This is a genomic window from Noviherbaspirillum humi (genome assembly GCF_900188095.1).
Classification (GTDB): Bacteria; Pseudomonadota; Gammaproteobacteria; order Burkholderiales; family Burkholderiaceae_D; genus Noviherbaspirillum; species Noviherbaspirillum humi.
The window spans coordinates 150,030-176,593 of record NZ_FZOT01000003.1 but is presented as its reverse complement, the minus strand read 5'-3'; the positions used below and the strand labels follow the sequence as shown (position 1 = coordinate 176,593).

Sequence of the window (26,564 nt, the reverse complement as noted above, 5' to 3'; positions counted from 1 at the left end):
AAGGCTAGCAATGTCCGCCGGCATGGTGGCATGAAAGCGAAGCAACATTGATCTAACGCAAAAAAGGCAATGCTTGCGCAGTGACAGGCATTGCTACCATTGCGGCTTTCCCAATTTGTCCGGAATCAAAGCGCGGCAAGACCGTTGGCATTCAGGCGAAACACGTGGCCGAATCCAGCGGCGATGCGGCGCGATCACGCCCCCTATCCCGATGAATACCGTCTCCGATCTCCCGCAAATGCTCGATTCCCGCCAGCTTCTCGCCGCATTGATGGCCTTGAAAAAAGGCGATTTTTCGGTGAGGATGCCGTCCGACCTCGCCGGCCTGGATGGCAAGATTGCCGATACGCTGAACGAAATCATGGAAAACAGCGAGGCGATGGCGCGCAATATCGTCAGCGTCAGCCGCATCGTCGGCCGCGACGGCCGCCTGTCCGAGCGCTGCGAAACGCCGCCGGTGGGCGGGCGCTGGGCCACCCTGGTCAATTCCGTCAACGTGCTGATCGACGACCTGGTGCGGCCGACCACTGAAATGGCGCGGGTCATCGGCGCGGTGGCGAAGGGCGATCTGTCGCAGACCATGATGCTGGACGTCGATGGCCGGCCGCTCAAGGGTCAGTTCCTGCGCTCGGCCACCACCGCCAATACCATGGTATCGCAGCTGTCCTCCTTCGCATCGGAAGTGACGCGGGTGGCGCGGGAAGTGGGCACCGACGGCAAGCTCGGCGGCCAGGCCAACGTGCCGGGCGTGGCCGGCACCTGGAAGGACCTGACCGACTCGGTGAACTCCATGGCCGGCAACCTGACCTCGCAGGTGCGAAACATCGCCGACGTGACCACCGCGGTGGCCAACGGCGACCTGTCGAAGAAGATCACGGTGGACGTGCGCGGCGAGATCCTGCAATTGAAGGACACCATCAACACCATGGTGGACCAACTGCGGTCCTTCGCCTCGGAGGTGACGCGGGTAGCGCGGGAGGTGGGCACCGAAGGCCGCCTCGGCGGCCAGGCTTTCGTGCCCGGCGCTTCCGGCACCTGGAAGGACCTCACCGACAACGTCAACTCGATGGCCTCGAACCTGACCGGCCAGGTGCGGAACATCGCGGAGGTGACGACGGCGGTGGCCAACGGCGACCTGTCGAAGAAGATCACCGCCGACGCGAAAGGCGAGATTCTGCAGCTGAAGAACACCATCAACGTGATGGTGGACCAGCTGTCTTCGTTCGCATCGGAGGTGACGCGGGTGGCCCGTGAAGTGGGCACCGAGGGCAAGCTCGGCGGCCAGGCGCAGGTGAAGGGCGTGGCCGGCACCTGGAAAGACCTCACCGACAATGTGAACTTCATGGCGTCGAACCTGACCGGCCAGGTGCGTAACATCGCCGACGTGACGACGGCGGTGGCGAACGGCGACCTGTCGAAGAAAATTACCGCCGACGTGAAAGGCGAGATCCTGGAACTGAAGAACACCATCAACGTGATGGTGGACCAGCTGTCCTCGTTCGCCTCGGAGGTGACGCGGGTGGCGCGCGAGGTGGGCACCGAAGGCAAGCTCGGCGGCCAGGCCAACGTGCCGGGCGTGGGCGGCACCTGGAAAGACCTCACCGACAACGTCAACTCGATGGCCTCGAACCTCACCGGCCAGGTGCGGAACATTGCGGAAGTGACGACGGCCGTGGCCAACGGCGACCTGTCGAAGAAGATTACCGCCGACGCGAAAGGCGAGATTCTGCAGCTGAAGAACACCATCAACGTGATGGTGGACCAGCTGTCCTCCTTCGCATCGGAGGTGACGCGGGTGGCGCGGGAAGTGGGCACCGAGGGTAAGCTCGGCGGCCAGGCGGAGGTGACCGGCGTGGCCGGCACCTGGAAGGACCTGACCGACTCGGTGAACTCCATGGCCGGCAACCTGACCGGCCAGGTGCGAAACATCGCCGAGGTGACGACAGCGGTGGCGAACGGCGACCTGTCGAAGAAAATTACCGCCGATGCGAAAGGCGAAATTCTCGAATTGAAGGACACCATCAACGTGATGGTGGACCAGCTACGTTCGTTCGCCTCGGAAGTGACGCGGGTGGCGCGGGAAGTGGGCACCGAGGGCGAACTCGGCGGCCAGGCCAACGTGCCGGGCGTGGCCGGCACCTGGAAAGACCTCACCGACTCGGTGAACTCCATGGCCGGCAACCTGACTGGTCAGGTGCGGAACATTGCGGAAGTGACGACGGCGGTGGCGAACGGCGACCTGTCGAAGAAGATCACCGCGAATGCCAAGGGCGAGATTCTTCAGCTGAAGGACACCATCAACGTGATGGTGGACCAGCTGTCCTCGTTTGCCTCGGAGGTGACGCGGGTGGCCCGTGAAGTGGGCACCGAAGGCAAGCTCGGCGGCCAGGCCAACGTGCCTGGCGTGGCGGGTACCTGGAAGGACCTCACCGACAACGTGAACTTCATGGCCTCGAACCTCACCGGCCAGGTGCGGAACATCGCAGAGGTGACGACGGCGGTGGCCAACGGCGATCTGTCGAAGAAGATCACCGCCGACGTGAAGGGCGAGATTCTGGAGCTGAAGGACACGATCAACGTGATGGTGGACCAGCTGTCCTCGTTTGCATCGGAAGTGACGCGAGTGGCGCGGGAAGTGGGTACCGAAGGCAAGCTCGGCGGCCAGGCCAACGTGCCGGGCGTGGCGGGTACCTGGAAGGACCTGACCGACTCGGTGAACTCCATGGCCGGCAACCTGACCTCGCAGGTGCGCAACATCGCCGACGTGACCACCGCCGTGGCCAACGGCGACCTGTCGAAGAAGATCACGGTGGACGTGCGCGGCGAGATTCTGCAGTTGAAGGACACCATCAACACCATGGTGGACCAGCTGCGTTCGTTCGCATCCGAGGTGACTCGGGTGGCGCGGGAGGTGGGTACCGAAGGCCGCCTCGGCGGACAGGCTTTCGTGCCCGGCGCTTCCGGCACCTGGAAGGACCTTACCGACTCGGTGAACTTCATGGCGTCGAACCTCACCGACCAGGTGCGTAACATCGCGGAAGTGACGACGGCGGTGGCCAACGGCGACCTCTCCAAAAAGATCACGGTTGACGTGAAGGGCGAAATTCTCGCGCTGAAGAACACGATCAACGTGATGGTGGACCAGCTGTCCTCGTTCGCCTCGGAGGTGACGCGGGTGGCGCGCGAGGTGGGCACCGAAGGCAAGCTCGGCGGCCAGGCGCAGGTGAAGGGCGTCGGCGGCACCTGGAAGGACTTGACCGAGAACGTGAACTTCATGGCGGCCAACCTGACGGAGCAGGTGCGCGGCATCGCCGGCGTGGTGACCGCCGTGGCGAACGGCGACCTGAAGAAGAAGCTGACGGTGGCGGCCCAGGGCGAGATCGCCTCGCTGGCCAATACCATCAACGAGATGACCGACACGCTGGCAGTGTTCGCCGAGCAGGTGACCACCGTGGCACGCGAGGTGGGCGTGGAAGGCAAGCTCGGCGGCCAGGCCAGCGTGCCGGGCGCTTCCGGTACCTGGAAAGACCTGACCGAGAACGTCAACCAGCTGGCGGCCAACCTCACCACCCAGGTGCGGGCGATCGCCGAGGTGGCGACGGCGGTGACGCGCGGCGACCTGTCGCGCTCGATCCAGGTGGCGGCGAGCGGCGAGGTGGCGGACCTGAAGGACAACATCAACGAGATGATCCGCAACCTGAAGGAAACCACCCAGAAGAACGCGGAGCAGGACTGGCTGAAGACCAACCTGGCGCGCTTCACCCGCCTGCTGCAGGGCCAGCGCGATCTGGAGACGGTGAGCAGTCTGATCCTGTCGGAGCTGGCGCCGCTGGTGTCCGCCCATCACGGCGTGTTCTACATGATGGATTCGCAAAACCAGACCCAGCGCCTGAACCGCATCGCCAGCTATGGCTACCGTTCCAACCGCAAGGTGCCGGATTCCTTCGGGCCGGGCGAAGGCCTGGTCGGCCAGTGCGCGGTGGAGAAGACCCGCGTCTGGCTGACCAACGTGCCGCGCGATTACATCATGGTGTCGTCCGCCCTCGGCGCGGCGCCGCCGACCAACATCGTGGTGCTGCCCATCCTGTTCGAGCAGGAAGTGAAGGCGGTGATCGAGATCGCTTCGCTCGACCGCTTCACGCTGACCCACATCGACTTCCTCGACCAGCTGATGGAATCCATCGGCGTGGTGCTCAACACCATCGAGGCCAACAGCCGCACCGAAAGCCTGCTGACCCAGTCGCAGCGCCTGGCGCAGGAATTGCAGCAGACCAACCAGGAGCTGGCGGAAAAGGCGCGCCTGCTGTCGGAGCAGAACAGCGAGGTGGAGCGCAAGAACCAGGAGGTGGAACAGGCCAAGTTCGCGCTGGAAGAGAAGGCGACCCAGCTGGCGCTGTCTTCGAAGTACAAATCGGAGTTCCTGGCCAACATGTCGCACGAGCTGCGCACGCCGCTGAACAGCCTGCTGCTGCTGGCGCAGCAGCTCGGCGACAACCCGAACGGAAACCTGTCGGCCAGCCAGGTGGAGTATGCGAAATCCATCTACGGCTCCGGCAACGATCTGCTCACCCTCATCAACGACATCCTGGACTTGTCGAAGATCGAGTCGGGCACCGTGACCCTGGAGGTGAGCGAGTACCGCTTCTCGGTGCTGACCGGCTACCTGGAGCGCACCTTCCGCCACATGGCCGAGGCGAAGAGCATCAGCTTCGGCATCACGCTCGGCACCGCCCTGCCGTCGGCGATGATGACCGACACCACCCGCCTGCAGCAGATCCTGAAGAACCTGCTGTCGAACGCCTTCAAGTTCACCTCGCGCGGCCAGGTGCAGCTGCAGATCGATATCGCCGCCTCGGGCTGGAGCAGCGACCATCCCGGCCTGCGCAATGCCGACACGGTGCTCGCGTTCTCGGTCATCGACACCGGCGTCGGCATCCCGAACGACAAGCTGCAGCTCATCTTCGAAGCCTTCCAGCAGGCCGACGGCAGCACTGCGCGCAAATACGGCGGCACCGGCCTCGGCCTGTCGATCAGCCGCGAGCTCGCCCGCCTGCTCGGCGGCGAGATCCGCGTCACCAGCACGGTCGGCGTGGGCAGCACCTTCACGCTCTACCTGCCTTACCATCGCAGCGGCTTCGTCAATCACAACACCATCGGCCAGCAGGCGATCGGCTATGCCGGCGACACGGCCGCATCGCCGTCGGCCGCGCCCGCCGGTGCGATCAGGCGGAAAGCGTCGGAAAACGGCGCCGAGGCGGAGGCGACAGCGGGGCCCGCGGCCATTACCGTGCTGGTGGACCAGGAGCACAGCGGCGACGACCGCTATCTCGTCGCGCCGGGCGATCCCGCCATCCTCATCATCGAGGACGACCAGGAATTCGCGTCCACCCTGCTGCTGCTGGCCCATGAACGGAATTTCAAGGCCATCGTCACCGAGTCCGGCAATTCGGCGCTGACCCTGGCGCGCGACTACACGCCGACCGCGATCTTCCTCGACATCGACCTGCCCGACATCGATGGTTTCACCGTGCTGGACCGCCTCAAGCGCGATCCGCGCACCCGGCACATTCCGGTGCACATCCTGTCCAGTTCGAGCGAGCGCGAGCGCGGCTTGCGCCAGGGCGCGATCTCCTACCTCGTCAAGCCGATCTCGCGCGAGCGGCTGGAGGAAGAGATGGCACGGGTGCAGCAATACCTCAACCGCGGCAAGCGCAACCTGCTGGTCGTCGAGGATGATGAGCTGCAGCGCCAGCAGATCGTGTCCCTGATCGCCGACAGCGACGTGGACATCACCGCCGTCGATACCGGCGCCAGGGCGATGGACGCGCTCAAGTCGAGGCGCTTCGACTGCATGGTGCTGGACCTGACCCTGCCGGACATCAACGGCATGGAGCTGCTCGAGGGCATGGGCAAGGACGACGCCCTGCGCGATGTGCCGGTGGTGGTCTACACCGCGAAGGATCTGCAGCGGCAGGAGATCAGCAAGCTGTCCTCGATGGCCAAGACCATCGTCGTCAAGGACGTGCGCTCGCCCGAGCGGCTGGTACATGAAACGGCGCTGTTCCTGCACCGTTCTCCGCTCAGCCTGCCGGAAGCGCAGCGGCGCATGATCGAGCAGGTGGACGATGCGGGCAACGGCCTGGAAGGCAGGAAGGTGCTGATCGTCGACGACGATCTGCGCAACATCTTCGCGCTGACCACGGTGCTCGAACGCTACAACATGTCGGTGCAGTTTGCGGAGAACGGGCGGGACGGCATCGAGATCCTGGAACGCGACGATTCGATCGAGATCGTGCTGATGGACATCATGATGCCGGAGATGGACGGCTACGACACGATACGCGAGATCCGCAAGAACCAGCGCTTCCAGTCGCTGCCCATCATCACCCTGACCGCCAAGGCGATGAAAGGCGACCGCGACAAGTGCCTCGCGGCCGGCGCCTCCGACTACATCACCAAGCCGGTGGATGTCTCGCGCCTGCTCTCCCTGATGCGGGTATGGCTGTATCAATGAACCCGCTGATCGCGCAGGACGAACGGCAGCTGGAAGGCATCGAGGTCGACCTGCTGCTGGAAGGCCTGTACCGGCGTTACGGCGCCGATTTCCGCGAGTATGAGCGCGGCGGGCTGACGCGTCGGCTGGAAGCCTTCCGGGCGCAGAACCGGCTCGACAGCATCAGCGCCATGCTGGCGCCGATGCTGCGCGATCCGGCTTTCTGCCGCGCGCTGTGCCGCTTCCTGCTCACGCGCGAGGCCGGGCTGTTCGAACAGGCATCCGAATTCGCCGCGCTGCGCGGCATCCTGGGTCCGCTGCTCGGCAGCTATCCTGCGCCCAAGATCTGGATCGCCGAAAGCCTGTGCCCGGAGGATGTGTTCTCGGTCGCCATCCTGCTGGCGGAAGAGGCGAACTACGACAGGAGCTTCATCTTCGCCACCTGCTCCGACGAAGGCGTGCTGCAGGCGGTCAGGGAGGGCGCTTTTCCGCCGGAGCGCATCCCGCGGTACGAGGCGAGCTATGTCGAGAGCGGCGGCAAGGGGAGGTTCGCGGACCATTACGTGGTCCGTGATGGACGCGCCTTCTTCTCCGACCACCTTCGCTCCCGCATCATCTGGGCGCAGTACAGCCTGGCCACCGACAGTTCCTTCAATGAATTCCAGCTGATCTGCTGCCGCAACCGCCTGCCCGACTTTCAGCCGGCGCTGCAGAGCCGCATCCTGGCGCTGTTCAACCAGAGCCTGTCGACCTTCGGCATTCTCGACCTCGGCAGCGCCACGGAAATCACGCGGCCGGCGCATCAGCTGACTTACCAGGCAATGCGCCATCCGGGCCTGTTTCGCCGCGCCGGCGACAGCTGGACACGCTGAGCGCCCGCACAGTGTCCATTCGGCAATGCGTTCAGGCAGCCAGGGATGAGGTGCCAGGGGCGAACCAGTTGCCGCGTTTCGCGCTCTTATTGTCCCGTGCTTGCGCCGCGACCATCGGCAGCAGCGGTTGCGCCGTGGCCGAGTGCGGACACGCACATTCAGCGGAGAAGCGGAGATGAACAACGAAATCGAGATCATGGTGAAACCGACGCCCGACCACAGGTTCGAGAGCCGTTTTCGCACGCGCATCGCCGACGATGCGGGCAATATCGTGGCCGACTGGAGCGATTGGTCGGAGGTGATCGGCACGGCCGACCGCGCCGACGAAGCGGAAGCGCTGGCCTTGTCGCGCTTGCGCGGGACCATGGAAGACGTGCGATTTCACGTGGTGCGCAAGGGGCTTTGAACGATCACGCGGCGGGTGCGCACGCGCCTGCCTTGGGCGACCGCTTGGGAACCCCTCATACGCCAATGCAATCCAGCTGCTCGGGGGTGAGCCGCCGGCTCACGGCGGCGCCGTCGAAAAGAATGTTCATGCTGGTGAACCTGTCCTCGCCGGGCGTGGCATCGTAGACGTTCATCGCCCTGATTTCGATCGTCTTGCCGTTGGTCAGCACCAGCGTGTGCTGGAGGTACAGCGCCAGCGATGGATTCCCCTTGGTGCCTTCGTAGACGTTGAGCACCCGGCTGATCGATTGCCGCGCAATGGCGAACAGGCGGCGGTGGTACTCCAGGGGCGGAAGCTGGCCGGATAGCGGCGTGGTGATCAGCGCATCCTCGGTGAACAGCGCCAGCACGCCGGAAAGATCCTTGGCATCGATGGCTCGCTGATATTGTCGGCATAGTTCGTATAGCCGCATTGGTGGTCCCCCGCTCGAATCGTTATTGTAGTGTTTTCCGATTATTGCTTAACGGTAATGCCTTGGCGAGCGAATTCTCTCGGCGGTAAACGGAGCGAGGAAGCCGCCGCTGTGCCAGCGGACGCATGAGGAACGGCGCTAATCCGCTATCGTCGGCACCAGCAGGCGGCTGAAGCTGGCAATGCTCGCCGCGACCGCAAACAGGGCGCCCAGGAACAGGGCATAGCCGGGGCCGCTCTGCACCGACAGGCTGAGGCATAGCGCAACCAGCGCCGCCCCGGTGGTCTGCCCGGTGAGGCGGGAAATCGCGACCACGCCGCTGGCGCTGCCGCTGCGGTTGCGCGGCGCGCTGCTCATGATCGACTTCAGATTCGGCGCCTGGAAGAAGCCGAAGCCGATGCCGCACAGTGCCATGCGCCAGCCGATGGCGAGATCGCCGGCATCGGCCGGCAGCAAATAGAGCGACGCCATGCCGGCGGCAAGCGCCGCCAAGCCTATTCCGCCCAGCAGGCCCGGCGGATAGCGGTCGCTCAGGCGGCCGGCGATCGGCGCCATGATGCCGACCACGACCGGCCACGGCGTCATCAGGAAACCCGTCTCGATCGACGAGCGGCCCAGCGCCGACTCGAAATGGAAGGGCAGCGACACGAAGGCCAGGCTCTGCGTGGCGAAGGTGCACATGGAGGTCAGCGAGGACAGCGCGAACAGCGGCCGCCGGAACAGGTCCACCGGCAGGATGGGCGCTGCTCGTCCTGCCTCGCGCCGCACCAGCAGGATGAGCAGCGCGACGGCGGCGGCCAGTTCCGCCAGCGTGGTGGCAAGGCTGGCGAAATGCGCCGCGTCGCCGATGGCGAGGATGAACAGGCCGAAAGCGCCCATGCTGTACAAGACGGCCAGCCGGTCCAGGCGGCCGCTGCGCGGCGCGATCTGGGGAAGCAGCCGCCAGTCGAGCCCGAGCGCGAGCAAGCCGAGCGGCACGTTGATCGCGAACAGCCAGGGCCAGGAGGCGACCGACAGGATCACCGATGCCAACGACGGCCCGAGGGCGAAGGCGACCGCCACGATCAGCGCATTGGTTCCCAGCGCCCGCCCGAGCAGGCTGGTGGGGAAGATGGCGCGCAGCAGCGCGCCGTTGACGCTCATGATGGCGCTCGCGCCCAGGCCCTGGAGCAGCCGCGCCGCCACCAGCAAGGGCAGGGTGGGCGCCAGCGCGCAGAACAGCGAAGCCAGGGTGAATAGCAGCACGCCGGCGATGCAGACGCGCCGGTAGCCGACGATTTCGCTCAGCGCGCCGAGCGGCAGCAGCGTCGCCACGACGGCCAGCTGGTAGGCATTGACGATCCAGACCGATGCCGCCGGCGTGGCATCCAGCTGGCTGGCGATGGCGGGAAGGGCGGTATTGGCGATGGCGGTGTCGAGCGAGGCCAGGCCGACGCCGAGGCCCACCGATGCCATCGCCCAGGCGCGCTCCCGTGGCGGCAATCCATCCATTGCCCTGTCCGTGCCGTTCTTGTTGTTGGATTCCATATGAAGCCGATGCGATTCAAAGGGCTCCATTCTAAGTGTCCTGCTGAATGCCGGCGCGCGGCTGGACGGCGCCCGGCCATCTTCAGCGCCCCGCGGATGATAGCGATGGCAGCTTGTCATCGAAAGCCTACAGGGATTCGCGGGAAACGGCGATACCGATCGGGCGGGGAGACCGGCAGAATCGGGGTGAATCAAATTCCGTGTGAAACCAAGGGGGCATCGGTTCGAAGATGCCCGCGACCGCTGGCCGGCTGCAACACCCTGGCCGGTATTCAGGAAGGACGAATCTCATGCACCTGCTCGATGCGCCGCTCTCGGACTTATTCCTCGTGACCTTCAACCATTCGATGACCGGCATGGCGATCGTCGATGCCGACGGTGCGGTCCTGAGCCACAACGCTGCGCTGACCGGCATGCTCGGCTATCGCGACGATGCGCTGGCGCACATGAATTTCTCGGAACTGGTGCACCGCCACGACCGTTCCTCGGTGCTGGCCGCTTGGCGACGCTTGTGGGCCCGGGACGGTACGTCGCTGCAGATCCGCGCGATGCTGGTGCGGCGCGACCATACGCTGGCATGGGTGCGGCTGTCGCTCGCCATCGCCCGGGAGCCGCTGGCGGGCAAGGAGGTGGCCGTGCTGCAGATCCAGGACGATACCGGCCTGAAGCTGGCCACCGAGCAGCTGGCCAATCTGTCCGTCCCGCTCGGCGACGAAGCGCCCGGGCACGCCCTGCAGGCCTGATACCCTAATTGGCAGCGATCGCCTGTGGTTGTCCGTCCTGCCTCTTCCGGTCGGCAAGCGCTCCGCTCAGCCTATCGAAACGTCGAATCCGTAACGCTTCTTGAGCAGGAAGGCCGCACTGTTGAGCAGCGGGTCGCCGGGCGCGATCGCCTTCGACGGATCGTTAACCACCTTCCATCCCTTGGTGCCCTTGGCATGGTGGGCAATCTCGAGTTCTTTCATGGCCAGCGCATACCAGCCGTAGCGCTCGACCTCGTGCTGGAACTCCCCCGTCTGGCCGCGCTGGGCCATGATCTCGCGGGCCCGCGTTTCCACCCTTGCTCTTTCCTCGGTCGGCAATTGCAGGAAGGCGTGTTTCGCCAGCAGCACGTTGAGCGCCGCGTCGGCGCGCTTGCTGGCGGCGACATTGCGCCGCGACAGGAGGATGAGCACCAGGGCGCTGGCGGCAAGGGCGAGGATTTCCATGGAACACTCCGGCTTGGCTGACTTGGATTTGCGAGGTCGGGCAGTGTAGCAAATCCGGCGCCGCTTCAGCCAGCCGTCCTGCTCATGCGCAGGGCGGAAACTGTCCGGACGCCTTCCGATCGAATGCTTTCCGGGAGCCGCACCCCCATTCCGGATGCGCTGATGCTCCCGCATAAAATTGCATCTTGTGAAAATCTCGTGCATAATACGGAGCCTGTCTTATGTCTTATATAAGACTTGGCCACGGAGAAAAATCGGCCCACCCGGCCCTGTCTCCCTTCTTCAGGCTGCCGCGCTTTCCCAAAGGCGTTTCGCGCAGCCATCTCTGCGGGCCCCCGGGCTGGTCAGGATAGACGTTGAACGGGGATGTGAGCTTCACGATCTGCCCATGACGGTTCACAATGGTGCAGGGTGATCAGGGTGTCGCCCGGCCGCGAGCCTAGACGAGCGGTGTTTCCAGTATCCGAACTCCAAACCATTCGCGAAAACCGAGGAAAAAGCGCATGAGCAGCGATCAGACCATCATCTACACGCTAACCGACGAGGCGCCTCTGCTGGCGACCCACGCCTTCCTGCCTGTCATCAGCACCTTCACCAAGCCGGCCGGCATCCGCATCGAGCAGAGCGACATCTCGGTGGCGGGACGCATCCTGGGCAATTTCCCGGAGTACCTGACGCCGGAGCAGCGCGTGCCCGACACGCTCACCGAACTCGGCAAGAAGACCCTGGAGCCGGACGCCAACATCATCAAGCTGCCCAACATCAGCGCCTCCATGCCGCAGCTGCTGGCCGCGATCAAGGAACTGCAGGACAAAGGCTACAAGATCCCGGATTACCCCGCCGACCCGAAGACCGACGAAGAGAAGGCCATCAAGGCCCGCTACAACAAGTGCATCGGCTCCGCCGTCAACCCGGTGCTTCGCGAAGGCAATTCCGACCGCCGCGCGCCGCGCGCCGTGAAGGAGTATGCCCGCAAGAATCCACACTCCATGGGCGAGTGGTCGCAGGCATCGCGCACCCACGTGTCGCACATGCATGGCGGCGACTTCTATCACGGCGAGAAGTCCATGACCCTGGACCGCGCCCGCGACGTCAAGATGGAACTGCTGACCAAGAGCGGCAAGACCGTCGTGCTCAAGCCCAAGGTTTCGCTGCAGGAAGGCGAAATCATCGATTCGATGTTCATGAGCGTCAAGGCGCTGCTCGAGTTCTATGAGCGCCAGATCGAAGATGCCCGCAAGTCCGGCGTCATGTTCTCGCTGCACGTGAAGGCGACGATGATGAAGGTGTCGCACCCCATCGTGTTCGGCCACTGCGTGCGCATCTTCTACAAGCAGGCATTCGAGAAGCACGGCGCGCTGTTCGACAGCCTCGGCGTGAACGTGAACAACGGCATGGTCGACCTGTACAACAAGATCGCCACCCTGCCGGATTCGCAGCGCGAAGAGGTCATGCGCGACATCCACGCCTGCCACGAGAGCCGTCCGGAACTGGCGATGGTGGACTCGGCCAAGGGCATCACCAACTTCCATTCGCCCAGCGACGTGATCGTCGACGCCTCCATGCCGGCGATGATTCGCGCCGGCGGCATGATGTACGGCGCCGACGGCCGCCTCAAGGAAGTCAAGGCGGTCATCCCCGAGAGCACCTTCGCCCGCATTTACCAGGAGATCATCAACTTCTGCAAATGGCATGGCGCCTTCGATCCGCGCACCATGGGCACCGTGCCGAACGTCGGCCTGATGGCGCAGCAGGCGGAGGAATACGGCTCGCACGACAAGACGTTCGAAATTCCGGAAGACGGCGTCGCCAACATCACCGACCTCGCCACCGGCGAAGTGCTGCTGTCGCAGAACGTCGAGAAGGGCGACATCTGGCGCATGTGCCAGGTGAAGGACGCGCCGATCCGCGACTGGGTCAAGCTGGCCGTCACCCGCGCCCGCAACTCCGGCATGCCGGCCGTGTTCTGGCTCGACACCTACCGTCCGCATGAGGCCGAGCTGATCAAGAAGGTCAAGACCTATCTCAAGGACCATGACACCAGCGGCCTCGACATCCAGATCATGTCGCAGACCCGCGCCATGCGCTACACCCTAGAGCGCGTCTGGCGCGGCCTGGACACCATCTCGGTCACCGGCAACATCCTGCGCGACTACCTGACCGACCTGTTCCCGATCCTGGAACTCGGCACCAGCGCCAAGATGCTGTCCATCGTTCCGCTGATGGCCGGCGGCGGCATGTACGAGACCGGCGCCGGCGGCTCCGCGCCTAAGCACGTGCAGCAGCTGGTGCAGGAAAACCACCTGCGCTGGGATTCGCTGGGCGAGTTCCTGGCGCTGGCGGTGAGCCTGGAGGACATGGGCATCAAGACCGGCAACGCCAAGTCGAAGCTGCTGGCCAAGACGCTCGACGCCGCCACCGGCAAGCTGCTCGACAACCGCAAGTCGCCTTCGCCCAAGACCGGCGAGCTCGACAACCGCGGCAGCCAGTTCTACCTCGCCATGTACTGGGCGCAGGAACTGGCGGCGCAGACCGAAGACAAGGAACTCGCCGCCTACTTCGCGCCGCTGGCCAAGACGCTTGCCGACAACGAGCAGAAGATCGTGTCCGAGCTGATCGAGATCCAGGGCAAGCCGGTGGACATCGGCGGCTACTACAAGCCGGAAGATGCCAAGGTCAAGGCCGTGATGCGTCCGAGCGCGACCTTCAACGCCGCGCTGGAGAAGGCTGGGGCGTAAGGCTCAGAAGCGCATCGGCGCTGTCCGGTGCGCCAACAATTTGCGTGTCGGGCATGTCCAGATAGCGCACGTTTAATGTAAAGCGATCCTTGAAAATGCTTCAAGGATCGCTTTTATTTTCTGCTCGGGAAAGTCGACGCGGAACGCGGGCCGCTGCGTGCGGTGGCTTCGACCTGTTCTTGATCGCAGCATTCTCAATCAAGTGAAGCCGCGCCCGCCTTGTTTGAGTCTTGCAGCATAAGCCCAGATTAAACAACCGCCGGCAACCGCCTCAGCGCCGCGCGCAAAGCGTCCAGGCAGCGCGCATCGATGGCCGTGCCCACCGTCTCTTCCATCATCGCGAGCGCCTTGTCGACCGGGATGGCGCCGCGGTAGGGGCGCTCGGCGGTGATGGCGTCGAAGATGTCGGCGGTGGTGATGATGCGGGTCTCCAGCGTGATCTGTTCCGCCTTCAGGCCGCGCGGATAGCCGCCGCCGTCCAGGCGTTCATGATGGGCGCCGGCGATGACGGCCAGCTCGGCGAAAGCGCCGATGCGGGACAGGATCTCTTCGGTAAACTGCGCATGGAGCTTCACCGCGTCCCATTCGTCGCGGTCGAGCTTGCCGGCCTTGTCCAGGATGGTGTTGCTGACGCCGAGCTTGCCCATGTCGTGCAGCAGGGCCGCGCGGCGCAGCCAGCGCCGGCGCTGCCCGGGCAGGGAAAGGCTCTCGGCGATCAGGTCGGTGTAAAGCGCCACGCGCGCGCTGTGGCCGCTGGTGTAGGGGCTCTTGGTATCCACCACCTGGCCGAAGGCTTCGGCGATGTCGTCCAGGTAGTCCTCGTCCAGCGGCACGGCATGGCCGGAAGGTTCCAGCGCATGCACCGCAAGAGCCAGGTTTTCCTCCGCGAGCGTGGACCAGAACCCTGGCGACTGCGCTGCGCCTTCCAGCGCCGCGACCAGCGCCGGATCGAACCAGCGCCCCGCGCGCAGGTGCGCCTCGTCCAGCGCTGCGGCAGGGCCGCCGGCCGTATGAAACACATCGACGACCTGCGCCAGCAGCGCAATGCGGGCGTAGAGCGGAATCGCATCGCCGGCCAGTCCTTCCGGCTTGCCCTTGCCGTTCCAGTGTTCGTCGAGGCTGTAGATGCCGGCGGCGACGCCGTCGGAGAAGCGCAGCAGACGGGCGATGTCGGCGCCGCGCTGGCAGCGCGTGACGATCAGATCGTGCGCGATCTCGGTGCCATTGCGCATGATGTTCAGCACGCTGCGGAAGCGCTCCGCGGTGCCGGCCTTGAGCCCGGTATGGGTCAGCACGAAATGCAGCACCTGCGGCAGGCTGTCGCCGACGGTTTTGAAGTCGCGCTTGAAGTGGAGGTCGTCGGTGAGATAGAGCTCGCAGATACGCGCGGCGTTGCTGCTGCAGCCGAGGTCCTTCAGCAGCAGGGTGTAATACAGCTCCCATAACTGTTCGTCGCTCATGCCTATTTTCCGGCCGATATGCATGCCGATCCAGCAGCAGCGCAGGCAGTGTCCGGGCGGCTGCCCTTCCGTCATGTCCAGTGCGTGGCTGAGCGCGCCGATCAATTCGCTCAGTTTGATGGCCCCGGGCGCCAGCGGCACGATGGGCGTTGATTCAAGTTCGGTCAGGGTGGCAGGCATGGCAGGGCTGATTGATTTCTTCAAGGAAACCACTGTTTGCTAATGTACCTGATTTGCCTGCCGGCCGCGGCACCTTTATCGATTGAAGCTTTTAATTGAAAACTTTGATAAGGCGATGAAACAACATCATTGATGTCATCGCTGCCGGCGCAGGCGCGACCCATCCGATTGATGCGACCGATTTGAAGCAGGACTGATGCCGTATGGAAGGCGGTCGAGCGGAAGACTTGCAAATGACGCATGTCTTTTTAATATTGATTCAATCTCGATCGCGTCTGATTGAAGCCGTCGGCGCGCATCGGCCGGGCTGGCGGAAGAAGTGTTAAAAGAGGATTAACAGGTTCACGGTGCTGCAACCGACTTTCTGCCGGTTCAATGCGCAGCCTTAATTGATTCAAGCGACGGCGCAGCGGGAGCGGGCGAAGCGCCGAGCAATAACGCTTCACCCGGCAACCGTTTAGGCCTTCTTCGCCTTGAACTTGGCTGCCGCTTCCTTCAGATCGGGCGCGGCCTTGAACTTGGCGGTCTTGCTGGCCTTGATCTTGATGGCTTCGCCGGTCTGGGGATTGCGGCCGGTACGGGCGGCGCGCTGGCCGACGCTGAACGTGCCGAGGCCCGACAGCGAGAAACGGCCTTCCTTTTTCAAGCCGTTCTTGATGTAGTCGATCAACAATTCGACACTTTGCTTGGCTTGAGCTTTAGTGGTGCCCGTTTCCGCGGCCAGGGCTTCGATCAATTCTGCTTTATTCATTCCATTCCTCTTGAGTTAATACAAAGGGCATTGCCCAAGCGGAAGTTAACATGCCCCTTGAACGAAATGCAAGCGAAGCCATCATAGCTACGCGGAACCATGTCTTACAGCGCAGGGCAAAAACCTTTTCAACTTCAAACGGGGGCCTTTCATGTCCAGTCTCATTCAAGCAAGAGATTCAATCAAAGCCGAATTGGCGCAGGCGATGCAGGGTGTGGATTTTTATCAGCGCCGAATCGAAGCGCTTGAGAAGGCGCTCGACGACCTGGAGCAGATCCCGGACCTCGAAACCGGCGGCGCGCAGGAATCCGGCAAGGCACGCCGCGGCCGGCCGGCCCGCGCCGCGAAGCAGTCCGCGCCGAAGAAGAGCGCCGGCGCCGCCAAGCGCGGTCGCGCTGCCAAGTCGGGCGGCGGTGAATTGCCGGCCACCGGCGGCAGCTTCTGGATGGAATTGGTCGACACCGAGCCCAGGACCGCGCCGCAGATACTGGAGGCCGCGACCCAGCGCATCGGCACCTCGCTCTCGCCGGAGCTGCGCAAGAAGCTGGCTCAGCGCATGGTGATGGCGCTGCGCGGCATGGTGAAGAGCGGCGCAATCAAGGATTCGGGCAAGGGCCGCCAGCGGCAGTTCTACCAGGGCTGATGCCCGGCCTGCGGGCGTGCGCAGTGCCGCATGCGGCAATGGCGCATACGCGGCGTCGCTGACTAAAGGTCAGGTCCGCCGTCCGCAAGCCTGGATTGCTTCGTCGAGCAGAAAGCCGCCGGCGGGCGATCGGCGCGATTCCATGCCGATCCGCTCGCGTCATTACAGCCATGGCTCCTCCGGCGCGAATTCGAAGCGGCGGCAGCGGGCCGCTCCACTGTCAGGCGCCGCCGCTTTCGGATGCCGGCACGTTCTCCTCTTCGAGGAACTGTTCCAGCCGCGCCAGCGGCATGGGTCGGGCGAATAAATAGCCCTGGCCGTGGTCGCAGCTGGCATCCGTCAGCAGCGTCAGGATGTCCGGCGTTTCTATCCCTTCGGCCACCACCGACAGCTTCAGCGCGTGCGCCATGTCGACCAGCGCCTTGATGAATTCAAAGCTGCTCACGCCCTCTGTGCGCTGGTAGACGAACGACCTGTCCAGCTTGAGGATATCGACCGGGAAGCGCTTCAGGTAGGACAACCCGGAGTAGCCGGTGCCGAAGTCATCCACCGACAGCATCAGGCCCGCCTGCTTCAGCGTCCTGAGCACGTTGACCGAGTGGTCGACATCCTCGATCAGCGCGGTTTCGGTCAGCTCCAGTTCAAGCGCCGAGGGCGGCAGCCCGGACTCGCTCAGCGCAGCGCGAACGCTGCCCACCAGGGCCGGATCGCGCAGCTGGTGCGCCGACAGGTTGACCGAGACGCTGAGCGCGCGGCCGAGCCTGTCCATCAGCGCCTGGGTCTGGCGGCAGGCTTGCGCCATCACCCATTGTCCGATGGCATTGATCATGCCCTTGTCCTCGGCGATGGGGATGAATTCCGATGGCGGAATCCATCCCATCTGCGGATGGTTCCAGCGCAGCAGGGCTTCCATGCCCACCACGCGCAGCGACTTCAGGTCCACCCGCGGCTGGTAGTGCACCTCGAATTCATTCCGCTCCAGCGCGCGCCGCAGCGAATGCTCCAGCGCCATGCGGCGTTTCGCCTCGGCGGTCATCTCGGCTTCGAAGAACTGGAAATTGTTGCGGCCGCCCGTCTTGGCGCGGTACATGGCGGTATCGGCATTCTGGAACAGCAGTTCCTTGGTGCGCCCGTCCTCGGAGAACATGCTGATGCCGATCGAGGCGCTGATGAAGACTTCCTGGCCCTCCACCTGGAACGGTTCGGCCAGGCTGGCCAGCAGCTTGCGCGCAATGGCCGCCGCCGAACTGCGTCCGTCGGAGCAGTGCGCCGCCACGACGAATTCGTCGCCGCCGAGCCGCGCCACCACATCGGCCGGGCGCATGCAGCCCTGAAGCCGGTGCGCGACCTGGCGCAGCAGCAGGTCGCCGGGCGCATGGCCCATCGAATCGTTGACCTCCTTGAAGCGGTCGAGGTCGATGAACATCACCGCGATCGCTTCGTCGGGCGAGGCATCCAGCATCTTCTGCAGCCGGCGATTGATCAGCACGCGGTTCGGCAGGCCGGTGAGCATGTCGTGCGTGGCCAGGGTTTCGAGCTGCTGCTCGACCTGCTTGCGCTGCGTGATGTCGTTGAGGAAGGCGGTGAAGGATTCCGCCATGCCGTCCGTGCCGCGCCGGATGCTGCCGCTGAACAGCACATGCAGCTCATGCCCCTGCTTGTGGCGGATGACGGCTTCCATGCCGTGCGCCACGGTCGGGCCGAAGGGCATTGAGAGCGCGCCGTGCCAGGGACAATACGTGAAAAGCACGCCCAGCCCCTGGCCGACCAGCTCTTCCTTGGCATAGCCGGACAGCTCGCACAGGGCTGGATTGACATCGAGGAAATGGGCCTGGCCGTCGGCCAGGATGTAGGCGGCCGGCGTCATCTCGATGATTTCGCGCAGGCGCTTCTCGCTGTCGCGGATGGTGCGTTCGGCATCGCGCCGCGCCGTGATGTCGTGGAAGTAGACGGCGATGCCGTCGCTCTGCGGATGGATGCGGGCCTCGACCCAGGCATCCGACGGCTCCCAGTATTCCTCCACCACCAGCGGCACGCGGCTCAGCATGACGGTTTCATAATGCCGGAACACCGGCATGTCGACGATGCCGGGGATCACCTGCCATACGATCTGGCCGATGGCGCTGTCGCGCTCGATGCCGGCGAACTGCGCGGTCTTCTGGTTCATGTAGGTGATGCGCCAGTTGCCATCCAGCGCGAAGAAGGCGTCGCCTATGCTTTCCAGCATGGTGAGCATCTGGTCCTTCGATGCCTGCAGCGCGATGCGCGCCAGGTTGCGTTCGGTGACATCGCGGGCAATGCAGTACATGACCTTCTTCTTCGCCGACCAGCTGGCCGACAGCGAAAGGTAGGCGATCCCGCCATCCTTGCGCAGATAGCGCGACTCATAGTCCTTCACCATGCCCATCCCGCTGGCGCTGCGCAGTTCGTCCGCCATCGCCTTCACGTGCGGCACGTCGTCGGGATGGAGGAAGTCGGCATGCACCCGGCCCAGGCAGGCCTGCGGCTCGTAGCCGAGCACGTCGCGGACGGCGTCGTTGATGCGCAGCAGCCTGCCCTGTCCATCGGCGAGGGAAATGATGTCGGTCGAATGCTCCACCAGGGCCTTGTTCTCGTCGGCGAGATCCGACAGCTGCTGGAACACCGTTCTTTCCTTGGTGATGTTCCGGCCGATGCCGTGGTAGCCCTTGAACTGCCCGTCGGCGAACACCGGTTCGCCTGAAATGCTGGCGTGGAAACGCCTGCCCGTCAGCCGGTTCGTGCCGGAGAAGACGATGTCGCGAAACGGCTGGTGATTGCCGATCGCTTCCTGGTAGTGCGGCAGCTCGGTATTGCCGAAGCTGACGGCGAGGTCGCCGCGCCGGGCGCCGAGAAGATCCTGCGGCTGCGTGCCGAGAACCTTATGGATGCCCTCGGAGATGAACGTGAAGCGGTCGCCGCTGTCGGTCTCCCAATACCAGTCGGAGGAAAGCTGCGTCAGGCGGCGGAAGCGCTCTTCGCTGCGCCTGATCTGCTCCCGGGCGCGCCTCTCCTCGGCGATGTCGCGCAGGATGGATACCGTGCCCGAGCGCTTGCGGGTGATCGGATCGCAGATGGCTTCGATCTTGGCGCCGACCCAGAGGTAGCGGCCGCTGCTGTCGCCCTTGCGGATATCGATCACCTGCGGATCGGCGCCGGTGATTTCCTGGCGCTGAAGCTCTTCCAGGATCTGCGGCACGTCGTCGGGATGCACGGTGGACAGGGCGCTGGTGCCGATGATCCGCGCCGGATCATGGCCGAGCAGCCGCTGATAGGACGGAGAGACATAGACATAGTTGCCGTCGGCGTCGCAGCGGCAGATCAGGTCCGAAGTGTTTTCGGCCAGCAGGCGGTACTCCGCTTCGCTGCGCGCCAGCCGCTCATGGGCCTCGTGCTGCCGCGTGACATCCAGGATGGTGCCGTTGTAGCCAGCGAACCGGCCATCGGCATCGAAGCGCGCCGCGCCGCAGCCGAGCACCCAGCGGCTGGAACCGTCGCCCTTCAGGATGCGGTACTCATGCTGGTATTCGGCGCGGGTGCGGAAGGCTTCGGCGAGCTGCGCATGAACCGCGCCGGCGTCCTCAGGATGAATGAATTGCAGCCAGTCCGACAGGTGGATCCGACTATGGTCGCCCACGGCGGCGGCGACGCTCTGGTTGAGATAGAGGCAATTCCCGTCGGCATCCGTCATCCAGACGATCATTCGGGCGGTGTCGGCAAGCTGGCGCAGTGTGGCTGCGAGTGCCGGTGCGGCAAGGGAAGGCATGGACATGGAACTGCTGATGGAGTTTCTTTGCGGCAATATGAACCGACTATAGTTCATTGCCGAGGATGGCGTCAATCTTCGCAGCCGACATGTCCGGGAATGGGTTCGCCCATGTGGTGTATTGGGGAAGGCAAGCCGCCGCCAAAGCAGGGGCGCCTGACGCAAGCGCGGCTTGCCTGCGCCAGATGGCGTTGAAGAATCGATAACGCGTCAGCCGCCCGGCTTCGCTGCCCGGGCTATGCGTGCGCCGCTGCGGTTTCCGGGCTGTGGATGAGGTGCTGCCAGCGGGGACGCGGAGGGCGTGGTTGCGGCATGTTCCGCATATCCTCCGACTGCCTGAGCGAATGCCGCGCTCAGCCGGCCGCAGCGCTCCCTGCGGAAGCCGGCGCGGCCGGGACGCCTTGCGATGCCATTGCATGGCTGTCACCATCCGCCGTCCGGATCGCCTGCATCACTTCCGGCAGCGCCGAATGCGTGACCATGTGTCCCACGCCGGATACCAGCACCAGCTTGCTGTGCGGGATGGCGGCATGCAGGCGCTCCGAGTGCAGCCGGGGCAGGACATGCAGGTCGGACTTGCCGGCCATGATCACCACCGGCAGCTTCAGCTCGCCATAGCGCGCGCTCAGCTCGGCGGCCGAAGGAATCATCATCGCGATCTCTTCGGTGGTGGCGCGCAGCTGCCCGGGCCGCAGCGACATCCACACCGGATACTCGCTCAGGAAGCGTTGCGGCGCGGCCGTCGGCGCGAACAGCTTGGCGAGAAAGGCAGGCCACATCGCCCGGCCGATGAGCGGCGAGACCGTGTGGCGCATGGCGTCGCCAACGACGGGGAGGGCGGTCGGCGAGAATGCTGCCACATCCATGCGCGGCGTGGGGTAGTAGTAGCCCGAAAGCAGCACCAGGCTGCGCGCGGCGCCTGGATGGCGCAGCGCGAAGGCGATGGCCACCATCGTCGCCCAGGAGTGGGCGACGATGATCGGCTTCTCGACGCCGAGCCGCTGCAGCGCTTCATGCAGGAGGTCGGCCTGCGCCTCTGCGTTCCATTTCATCCGACCCGGGCGCTCGCTGTAGCCGTAGCCGGGGCGATCGAAGGCAAGGACGCGATGGCTGGCCGAGGCCACATCGATCAGCCCGCTGCTGTCCACCTCCTGCGACGAGGTGCCGTTTCCGTGCAGCAGGACCAGCGCTTGTCCTTCGCCCCGCTCGACATAGTGAAGCCGCACCCCGTTGACCTCGACGAATTTTCCGGCGGGCGGATTCTGCTTTTCCACCTGATTCGTCTTGTAGCGGACGAAGGCGGCGGAAGCGGCCAGTGTGGCCAGCAGGCCGGCGATCACCGGCATCGACTTGCCGCGCAGCGCCGGCGCCCTGGCTTCGTCCGGTGCGGCCTGATCGAGTTGACGGGTGGAGGAGGTCATCATTTCCCTTTCATCTGCTTGGCGGCAATGCGGGTGCGCGGACCATCTTCGTCCGGCAGACGCGCCGTGAACGCCTGCAGGGCGTTACGATGCGCTGCGAAAGCGATGGTTCCAGGCCTTGAGCGGCGCCAATGGAAGTGAAAAGAGCCGGTTCAGTATCTTGATGGCATGTCGGCGGGTCCACGCCTGCCGGGGGTGCGACGGTTCAGGCGGACAGCGCAGCCGCCCTTCGCTCGGCGATCGCTGCCGCGAGAATGTCGATGACGGTGGAAACTTGATAAGGCTTGGGCAGCAGCCGGATGTCGTCGATGTCGGAAGCTTCGTCCGAATAGCCGGTCACCAGCAAGACGGCGATGGCGGGGTAATGGGCGCGCACATGGCGGGCCAGGGCGACGCCGTTCATCGTCCCCGGCATGACGATGTCGGACAGGATGGCGTCGATGGCGGCGCCGCTGCGGATCATGGCCCACGCTTCATCGCCATCGCCGGCGAGCATGACGTTGAATCCCGCTTCCGCCAGCAAGGGAGCCATGCTGTGGCGTACCAGTTCGTCGTCTTCCACGAGGAGGAGCGTGCCGCTGACATCGGGCCGGCCGGCAGACGAGCGTGCGGCCGGCAGCGCCGGCACCGACCGGCGCGTCTCGCGGGGCAGATGGATGCGCACCGTGGTCCCGGCGCCGAGAGCGCTTTCCAGGGTCAGGATGCCGCCCGCCTGGGCCGCGAAGCCGTAGGCCTGCGGCAGTCCCAGCCCGGTCCCCTTGTCGACCGGCTTGGTCGTGAAGAACGGATCGAGCGCATTCTGCATCACTTCCGGCGACATCCCGCTGCCGCAGTCGGTGACTTCGATGCACACATAGTCGCCGGCCGGCAAGCCCAGCCGCACGGCATCGTGCGCATCATTCTTGACGCGCACGACGATGTCGCCGCCGGCGGGCATCGCATCGCGGGCATTCATCAGCAGATTCAGCAACGCCAGTTCCAGCTGGGTCGGGTCCGCCGTCACCGGCCAGATGGGGGAGGCGATCTCCTGTTTCAGCCTGATGTTGCTGGGCATGGCGCTTTCCGCCATCGGCATCATGCCCGACACGGCGGCGCCGGGATCGAAGGTTTCGAGCGCCACATTGTTGACCCGGCCGAAGGAGCGCATCTGCCCGACCAGCGCCGTGGCGCGGGCGATCGCCTTCTCGCACAGGTCCACGCGTTGAAGGATGCGCTCCGGCTGCCGCTCGATCCGGATCAAATGCAGCGAGGTGGTGAGCGTCTGCAGGACGTTGTTGAAATCGTGCGCGACGCCGCCCGTCAGGCGGCCGAGGGCTTCAAGCTTCTGCGCCTGGAGCAGGGCGCGCTGGGCCCGTTCGGTGGACTCGATCGCCTCCGCCACTTTTTTCTTCAGCTCCGTCTGGTTTTGCCGGATCCGGTTGCTGGCGGAGACCAGCTCGTTCTGAACCGCGTCCAGTTCCATCAGGCCGGATGCCGCCGGAGGCACCGCTTCGCCCCGGCCCAGGCGCGCCGCATGCTCCTGCAGCCGCTGCACGGCGCCCACCGTCTGCGAGGCGTAATGGCGGGCGAGGATGATGGCGCTCGTCAGGATGATCGCCATCAGCGCCGTCAGGAGCAATGCCGCCTGAACCGCTGGGCGCCTCAGTTCGGTCGTTGGCACGCTCAGGATCACCGTCCATTGCGATTCGGGCGCGCGGTAATAGAACGCCTTCACCTGCCGGCCGTCGAGCGTGTAGCCGTCGTTGGTTCCGCTTTCGGGATGGCGCGCGATCTTCTCGGCGAGGCTGCCGTTCATTTTCTGGCCGACGAAGCGTTCGCCGTCGGCAGTGCGGGCAACCACGGTTCCCTGGCGGTCGATCACCGCGGCCACCCAGTTGGCCGGCAATCCCTGGCCCTTGAGCAGGGGCTGCATCAGGCTCGCCGACATGCCGCGCCCGAGATGGTAGCGGACGGCGCCATCGATGACGACCGGCACCTGAACCACGAAATCATGGCGATTGCTCACCTGGGCAATGAACAGATCGGAAACGACGACGGCATCGTTTCCGGCGCGGCGCCGCAATTCCATCAACCGCGAATTCACGCTCTTTACCGTACGGCCGAACGGCAAGCGGGTATTGAGGAGCTGGCGGCCATCGAGCGAACTCAGCACGATGGTGGTGTCCGGCGTCGGAGCGACGCGCCTGGCGTGTTCGTAGAAGGCCGGAATATCGCCCTGGGACAGCAGGGGCGAGGCGGCAAGGCCTCTCAACAGGGTTTCGGAAGCCTCGATTTCATTGTCGACCAGCAGCGCCAGGGCGCGCGCCGCTTCGGCAATGCCCTTGTCCTGGGCGAGCTTCTGCTCCGTATAGACGAACCATACCGCCAGCGCGGAAGCCAGGAAGGCAGGCAGCATGACGGACAGCACCAGCGCGATGAGACGGGTACGGATGGTCATTGCAGGCCTTGTACGAATGCGGATCGCTCATGATATACGGATCCGGCGGGAGCCGTCTTTCGGGAAGTAAAGCCACCGCATCCATTCCGGTCGACCAGCCATGGCGGCCTGCGGGTCACCGACCACGTGTCGATCGACATCCAGCCGGGCGAGCTGCACGCCATCATCGGCCCCAGCGACGCCGGCAAAAAGACCTGCAGCCTCCGAGTGGTCGATTTGCGGGTACGATAATGCTCCATGAAGAGTGATAACGATACCCAGCGCTTGTTACAGCACTGGCGCGATGCGGTACCCGACGATCGCCTGGCCCATCTGGTCAAGGACGCGACCCGCGCATTGGTCCGGGCGCTGCAGCTGCGCCTGACGGAGCATGACGTTTCTTTCGGCCACTGGGCCTTCCTGCGCATTCTATGGGAAGCGGACGGCCTGACTCAGCGTGAACTCAGCGACGGGGCGGGCGTCATGGAATCCACGACGAATGTGGCGTTGAAAGCGATGGAAAGCCTGGGCTATATCGAGCGTCGCCAGTTACCGGGGAATAAGAAGAACATGCACGTCTTCCTGACACCGGTGGGCAAAGCGCTCAAAAGCAAGCTGGTCCCGTTGGCGGAGGAGGTGAATGCGGTTGGCACGGCCGGATTGACCCCGGCTGAGATCGCTACCACGCGCAAGGCGCTGCTCGCGATCATCGCCAACCTGGCCCAGGATGAAGAAAGGGCAAGGGCTGAAAATCGGCGCATGCCGTCCACGCGTAATCTGGCACGCCTCGGTGTCGGAAAGAATTAGCGTCCGCAGCTTGCTGCAGGATGCCTGGCGCATGCGCGCCATGGTCCCAAGGACAAAGCAACTCGACATCAACAAAGGCCATCCCCGACACGTCTTGTGAAAGCACGGACGGATTTGCTCGCCGATTGTCCCGACCGCTAATCGCCTCCGATGGCCAGAGGCGACGGTATGGATTCGAACGGCGTCGAGCGTAAGTCAAGACCAGTTGGCCTGCCATCCGGACCGCATGGCGCAGGCGTCCGGATAGCGCAGACTCGCATGCCAGCAGCGAGGCCTTTTATTCCGGGAGCAGGTGCGCCTGTTTGCCTGCGACGGCCATGCGTTCCTTCTCCGCCTTGAGCGCTTCTTCCAGCTGTGCCGGAGACCCGCCTACCGGCTCGATACCGGCGGACTTGAACTTGCTGACCACGTCGGCTTCCTTGACCACCTTGGCGATCTCGGACGACATCGTCTGAATCACCGGTTGGGGCGTGCCAGCGCGTGCCAGCGCAATGACCCGCACCGCGAAGTCATAACCCGGCAGTTTCTCCGCGACGGCCGGGACGTTGGGCGCCAGACTGGACCGGGTGGCCGAATTGGTCGCGAGGATTTTCACCTTGCCGTCTTTGGCGAAGCCGGCAAGCGAAGGATAGGCGGAATAAACCACGTCCACCTGGGAACCCACCAAGGCCGGTACGGAAGCGCCGGAACCCTTGTACGGGATGTGCTGCAGCGGGATGCCCAGCCCTGCTTTCAACGCCTCCATCGCCAGATGATGCGAGCTGCCGATCCCGGACGAACCATAGTTCATGGAAGCGCCATTCGCCTTGGCGAGCTTGATGAATTCATCCAGGGTGTTGGCCTTGACGTTGGCGTTGGTGGCCAGGAAGAGCGGCGACGTCGCAATCAAGGATACCGGCACCAGGTCCTTGTCCGGGTTATATGACATGTTCTTCGTGATCAGGGGATTGATCGTGATCATCGATCCGTCCGTGACCAGGAAAGTGCTTCCGTCGGCCGGCGAGGTCGCCAGCGCGGCGGCGGCAACCGCTCCATTCGCTCCGGGGCGGTTTTCGACAACCACGGTCTTTCCGCTGTTCTGCTGCAGATGCTGCGCGACGATGCGCGCCACGGTGTCCGGCAGCCCTCCCGGCGCATAGGGGACGACGAATCGGATCACCTTGGGACTTTCCTGTGCGAATACGGCGCCTGGCATCGCCAGCAAGGCAGCCGACGCCACCATCGTGCAAATCAATTTTCGTTTTGTCATATCGTCCTCTATTTCTCTTGTATGAAATGGAGCCATTTGTGACGGCAACGAATGGCTTTAATTATGGTTATCAGCTTGATTGCAGCTTCTGGATGAGGCCGTCCATCTTTACAGTAAATCAAATCCGCGCCGAGGAGAACAAGTGATTTAGCTGC

17 protein-coding genes and 1 pseudogene are annotated in these 26,564 nt (G+C 64.3%); 8 read left to right on the top strand and 10 right to left on the bottom strand.

Translation table 11 applies throughout. From position 1 onward, the window contains the following. Positions 1–211: 211 nt before the first annotated feature. The 3 genes from CHB88_RS07240 (at position 212) to CHB88_RS07230 (ending at position 7,771) form a co-directional block, all read left to right on the top strand. Positions 212–6,514: a HAMP domain-containing protein gene (locus CHB88_RS07240; protein ID WP_089398643.1), complete on the top strand. Its 6,303-nt coding sequence runs from the start codon at positions 212–214 to the stop codon at positions 6,512–6,514. Continuing rightward, a complete protein-coding gene (locus tag CHB88_RS07235; protein WP_176442360.1) occupies positions 6,511–7,365 on the top strand; it encodes a CheR family methyltransferase in 855 nt (284 codons plus the stop codon). Before CHB88_RS07240 ends, CHB88_RS07235 begins: the two co-directional genes overlap by 4 nt. A gap of 175 nt (positions 7,366–7,540) precedes the next feature. After that, on the top strand, positions 7,541–7,771 hold the full coding sequence (locus CHB88_RS07230; protein ID WP_089398641.1) for a hypothetical protein: 231 nt from the start codon (positions 7,541–7,543) through the stop codon (positions 7,769–7,771). 55 nt (positions 7,772–7,826) lie between these two features. Here CHB88_RS07230 and CHB88_RS07225 read toward each other — a convergent pair whose 3' ends face one another. Both CHB88_RS07225 and CHB88_RS07220 read right to left on the bottom strand, forming a co-directional pair. Beyond that, positions 7,827–8,225 (bottom strand): nuclear transport factor 2-like protein, encoded by a 399-nt coding sequence (locus tag CHB88_RS07225; RefSeq protein ID WP_089398640.1) that lies wholly within the window; start codon positions 8,223–8,225, stop codon positions 7,827–7,829. A 138-nt stretch (positions 8,226–8,363) separates the two neighbouring features. Beyond that, the gene (locus tag CHB88_RS07220; RefSeq protein ID WP_245844829.1) at positions 8,364–9,716 is read right to left on the bottom strand and encodes an MFS transporter; all 1,353 of its coding nucleotides are present in this window, start codon (positions 9,714–9,716) and stop codon (positions 8,364–8,366) included. A 326-nt stretch (positions 9,717–10,042) separates the two neighbouring features. Here CHB88_RS07220 and CHB88_RS07215 point away from each other — a divergent pair, with 326 nt between their 5' ends. After that, positions 10,043–10,495: a PAS domain S-box protein gene (locus CHB88_RS07215; protein ID WP_176442359.1), complete on the top strand. Its 453-nt coding sequence runs from the start codon at positions 10,043–10,045 to the stop codon at positions 10,493–10,495. A 66-nt stretch (positions 10,496–10,561) separates the two neighbouring features. On the opposite strand, the gene CHB88_RS07210 is transcribed toward CHB88_RS07215, so the two are convergent. Continuing rightward, a complete protein-coding gene (locus CHB88_RS07210) occupies positions 10,562–10,960 on the bottom strand; it encodes a hypothetical protein (protein ID WP_089398637.1) in 399 nt (132 codons plus the stop codon). Positions 10,961–11,463: 503 nt separating this feature from the next. Between CHB88_RS07210 and CHB88_RS07205 the strand changes: the two genes are divergently transcribed. Beyond that, entirely contained in the window at positions 11,464–13,698 is a 2,235-nt protein-coding gene (locus tag CHB88_RS07205) for an NADP-dependent isocitrate dehydrogenase (protein ID WP_089398636.1), read from the top strand. A 248-nt stretch (positions 13,699–13,946) separates the two neighbouring features. On the opposite strand, the gene CHB88_RS07200 is transcribed toward CHB88_RS07205, so the two are convergent. The 3 genes from CHB88_RS07200 to CHB88_RS07195 all read right to left on the bottom strand — a co-directional run bounded on the left by CHB88_RS07200 (position 13,947) and on the right by CHB88_RS07195 (position 16,089). Continuing rightward, complete coding sequence (locus tag CHB88_RS07200) at positions 13,947–15,338, bottom strand: HD-GYP domain-containing protein (protein WP_089398635.1); 1,392 nt, start codon at positions 15,336–15,338, stop codon at positions 13,947–13,949. Between the two features lie 20 nt (positions 15,339–15,358). Further along, entirely contained in the window at positions 15,359–15,580 is a 222-nt protein-coding gene (locus tag CHB88_RS24280; protein WP_143131159.1) for a hypothetical protein, read from the bottom strand. Positions 15,581–15,795: 215 nt separating this feature from the next. Further along, positions 15,796–16,089 (bottom strand): HU family DNA-binding protein, encoded by a 294-nt coding sequence (locus tag CHB88_RS07195; protein ID WP_089398634.1) that lies wholly within the window; start codon positions 16,087–16,089, stop codon positions 15,796–15,798. A gap of 151 nt (positions 16,090–16,240) precedes the next feature. Here CHB88_RS07195 and CHB88_RS07190 point away from each other — a divergent pair, with 151 nt between their 5' ends. Further along, positions 16,241–16,732, top strand: a complete 492-nt coding sequence (locus tag CHB88_RS07190; RefSeq protein ID WP_143131158.1) for a hypothetical protein — start codon at positions 16,241–16,243, stop codon at positions 16,730–16,732. Between the two features lie 220 nt (positions 16,733–16,952). On the opposite strand, the gene CHB88_RS07185 is transcribed toward CHB88_RS07190, so the two are convergent. From CHB88_RS07185 to CHB88_RS07175, 3 genes are all read right to left on the bottom strand, one after another. Next, on the bottom strand, positions 16,953–20,522 hold the full coding sequence (locus CHB88_RS07185) for a PAS domain S-box protein (protein WP_176442358.1): 3,570 nt from the start codon (positions 20,520–20,522) through the stop codon (positions 16,953–16,955). Between the two features lie 347 nt (positions 20,523–20,869). Further along, positions 20,870–21,940 carry an alpha/beta fold hydrolase gene (locus CHB88_RS07180; RefSeq protein ID WP_217900136.1) on the bottom strand — a complete coding sequence of 357 codons (1,071 nt, stop codon included), beginning with the start codon at positions 21,938–21,940 and terminating at the stop codon, positions 20,870–20,872. A 202-nt stretch (positions 21,941–22,142) separates the two neighbouring features. After that, on the bottom strand, positions 22,143–24,374 hold the full coding sequence (locus CHB88_RS07175; RefSeq protein ID WP_089398631.1) for a hybrid sensor histidine kinase/response regulator: 2,232 nt from the start codon (positions 24,372–24,374) through the stop codon (positions 22,143–22,145). Between the two features lie 108 nt (positions 24,375–24,482). Here CHB88_RS07175 and CHB88_RS25555 point away from each other — a divergent pair. After that, positions 24,483–24,569 (top strand): annotated as a pseudogene (locus CHB88_RS25555) (ABC transporter ATP-binding protein); the annotation flags it as partial. A 42-nt stretch (positions 24,570–24,611) separates the two neighbouring features. Continuing rightward, the gene (locus tag CHB88_RS07170) at positions 24,612–25,160 is read left to right on the top strand and encodes a MarR family winged helix-turn-helix transcriptional regulator (protein ID WP_089398630.1); all 549 of its coding nucleotides are present in this window, start codon (positions 24,612–24,614) and stop codon (positions 25,158–25,160) included. A 277-nt stretch (positions 25,161–25,437) separates the two neighbouring features. Here the strand turns inward: CHB88_RS07170 and CHB88_RS07165 are convergent, their stop codons facing one another. Next, positions 25,438–26,457, bottom strand: coding sequence for a Bug family tripartite tricarboxylate transporter substrate binding protein (locus CHB88_RS07165; RefSeq protein ID WP_245844801.1), 1,020 nt, complete (start codon positions 26,455–26,457; stop codon positions 25,438–25,440). Between the last annotated feature and the right edge of the window lie 107 nt (positions 26,458–26,564).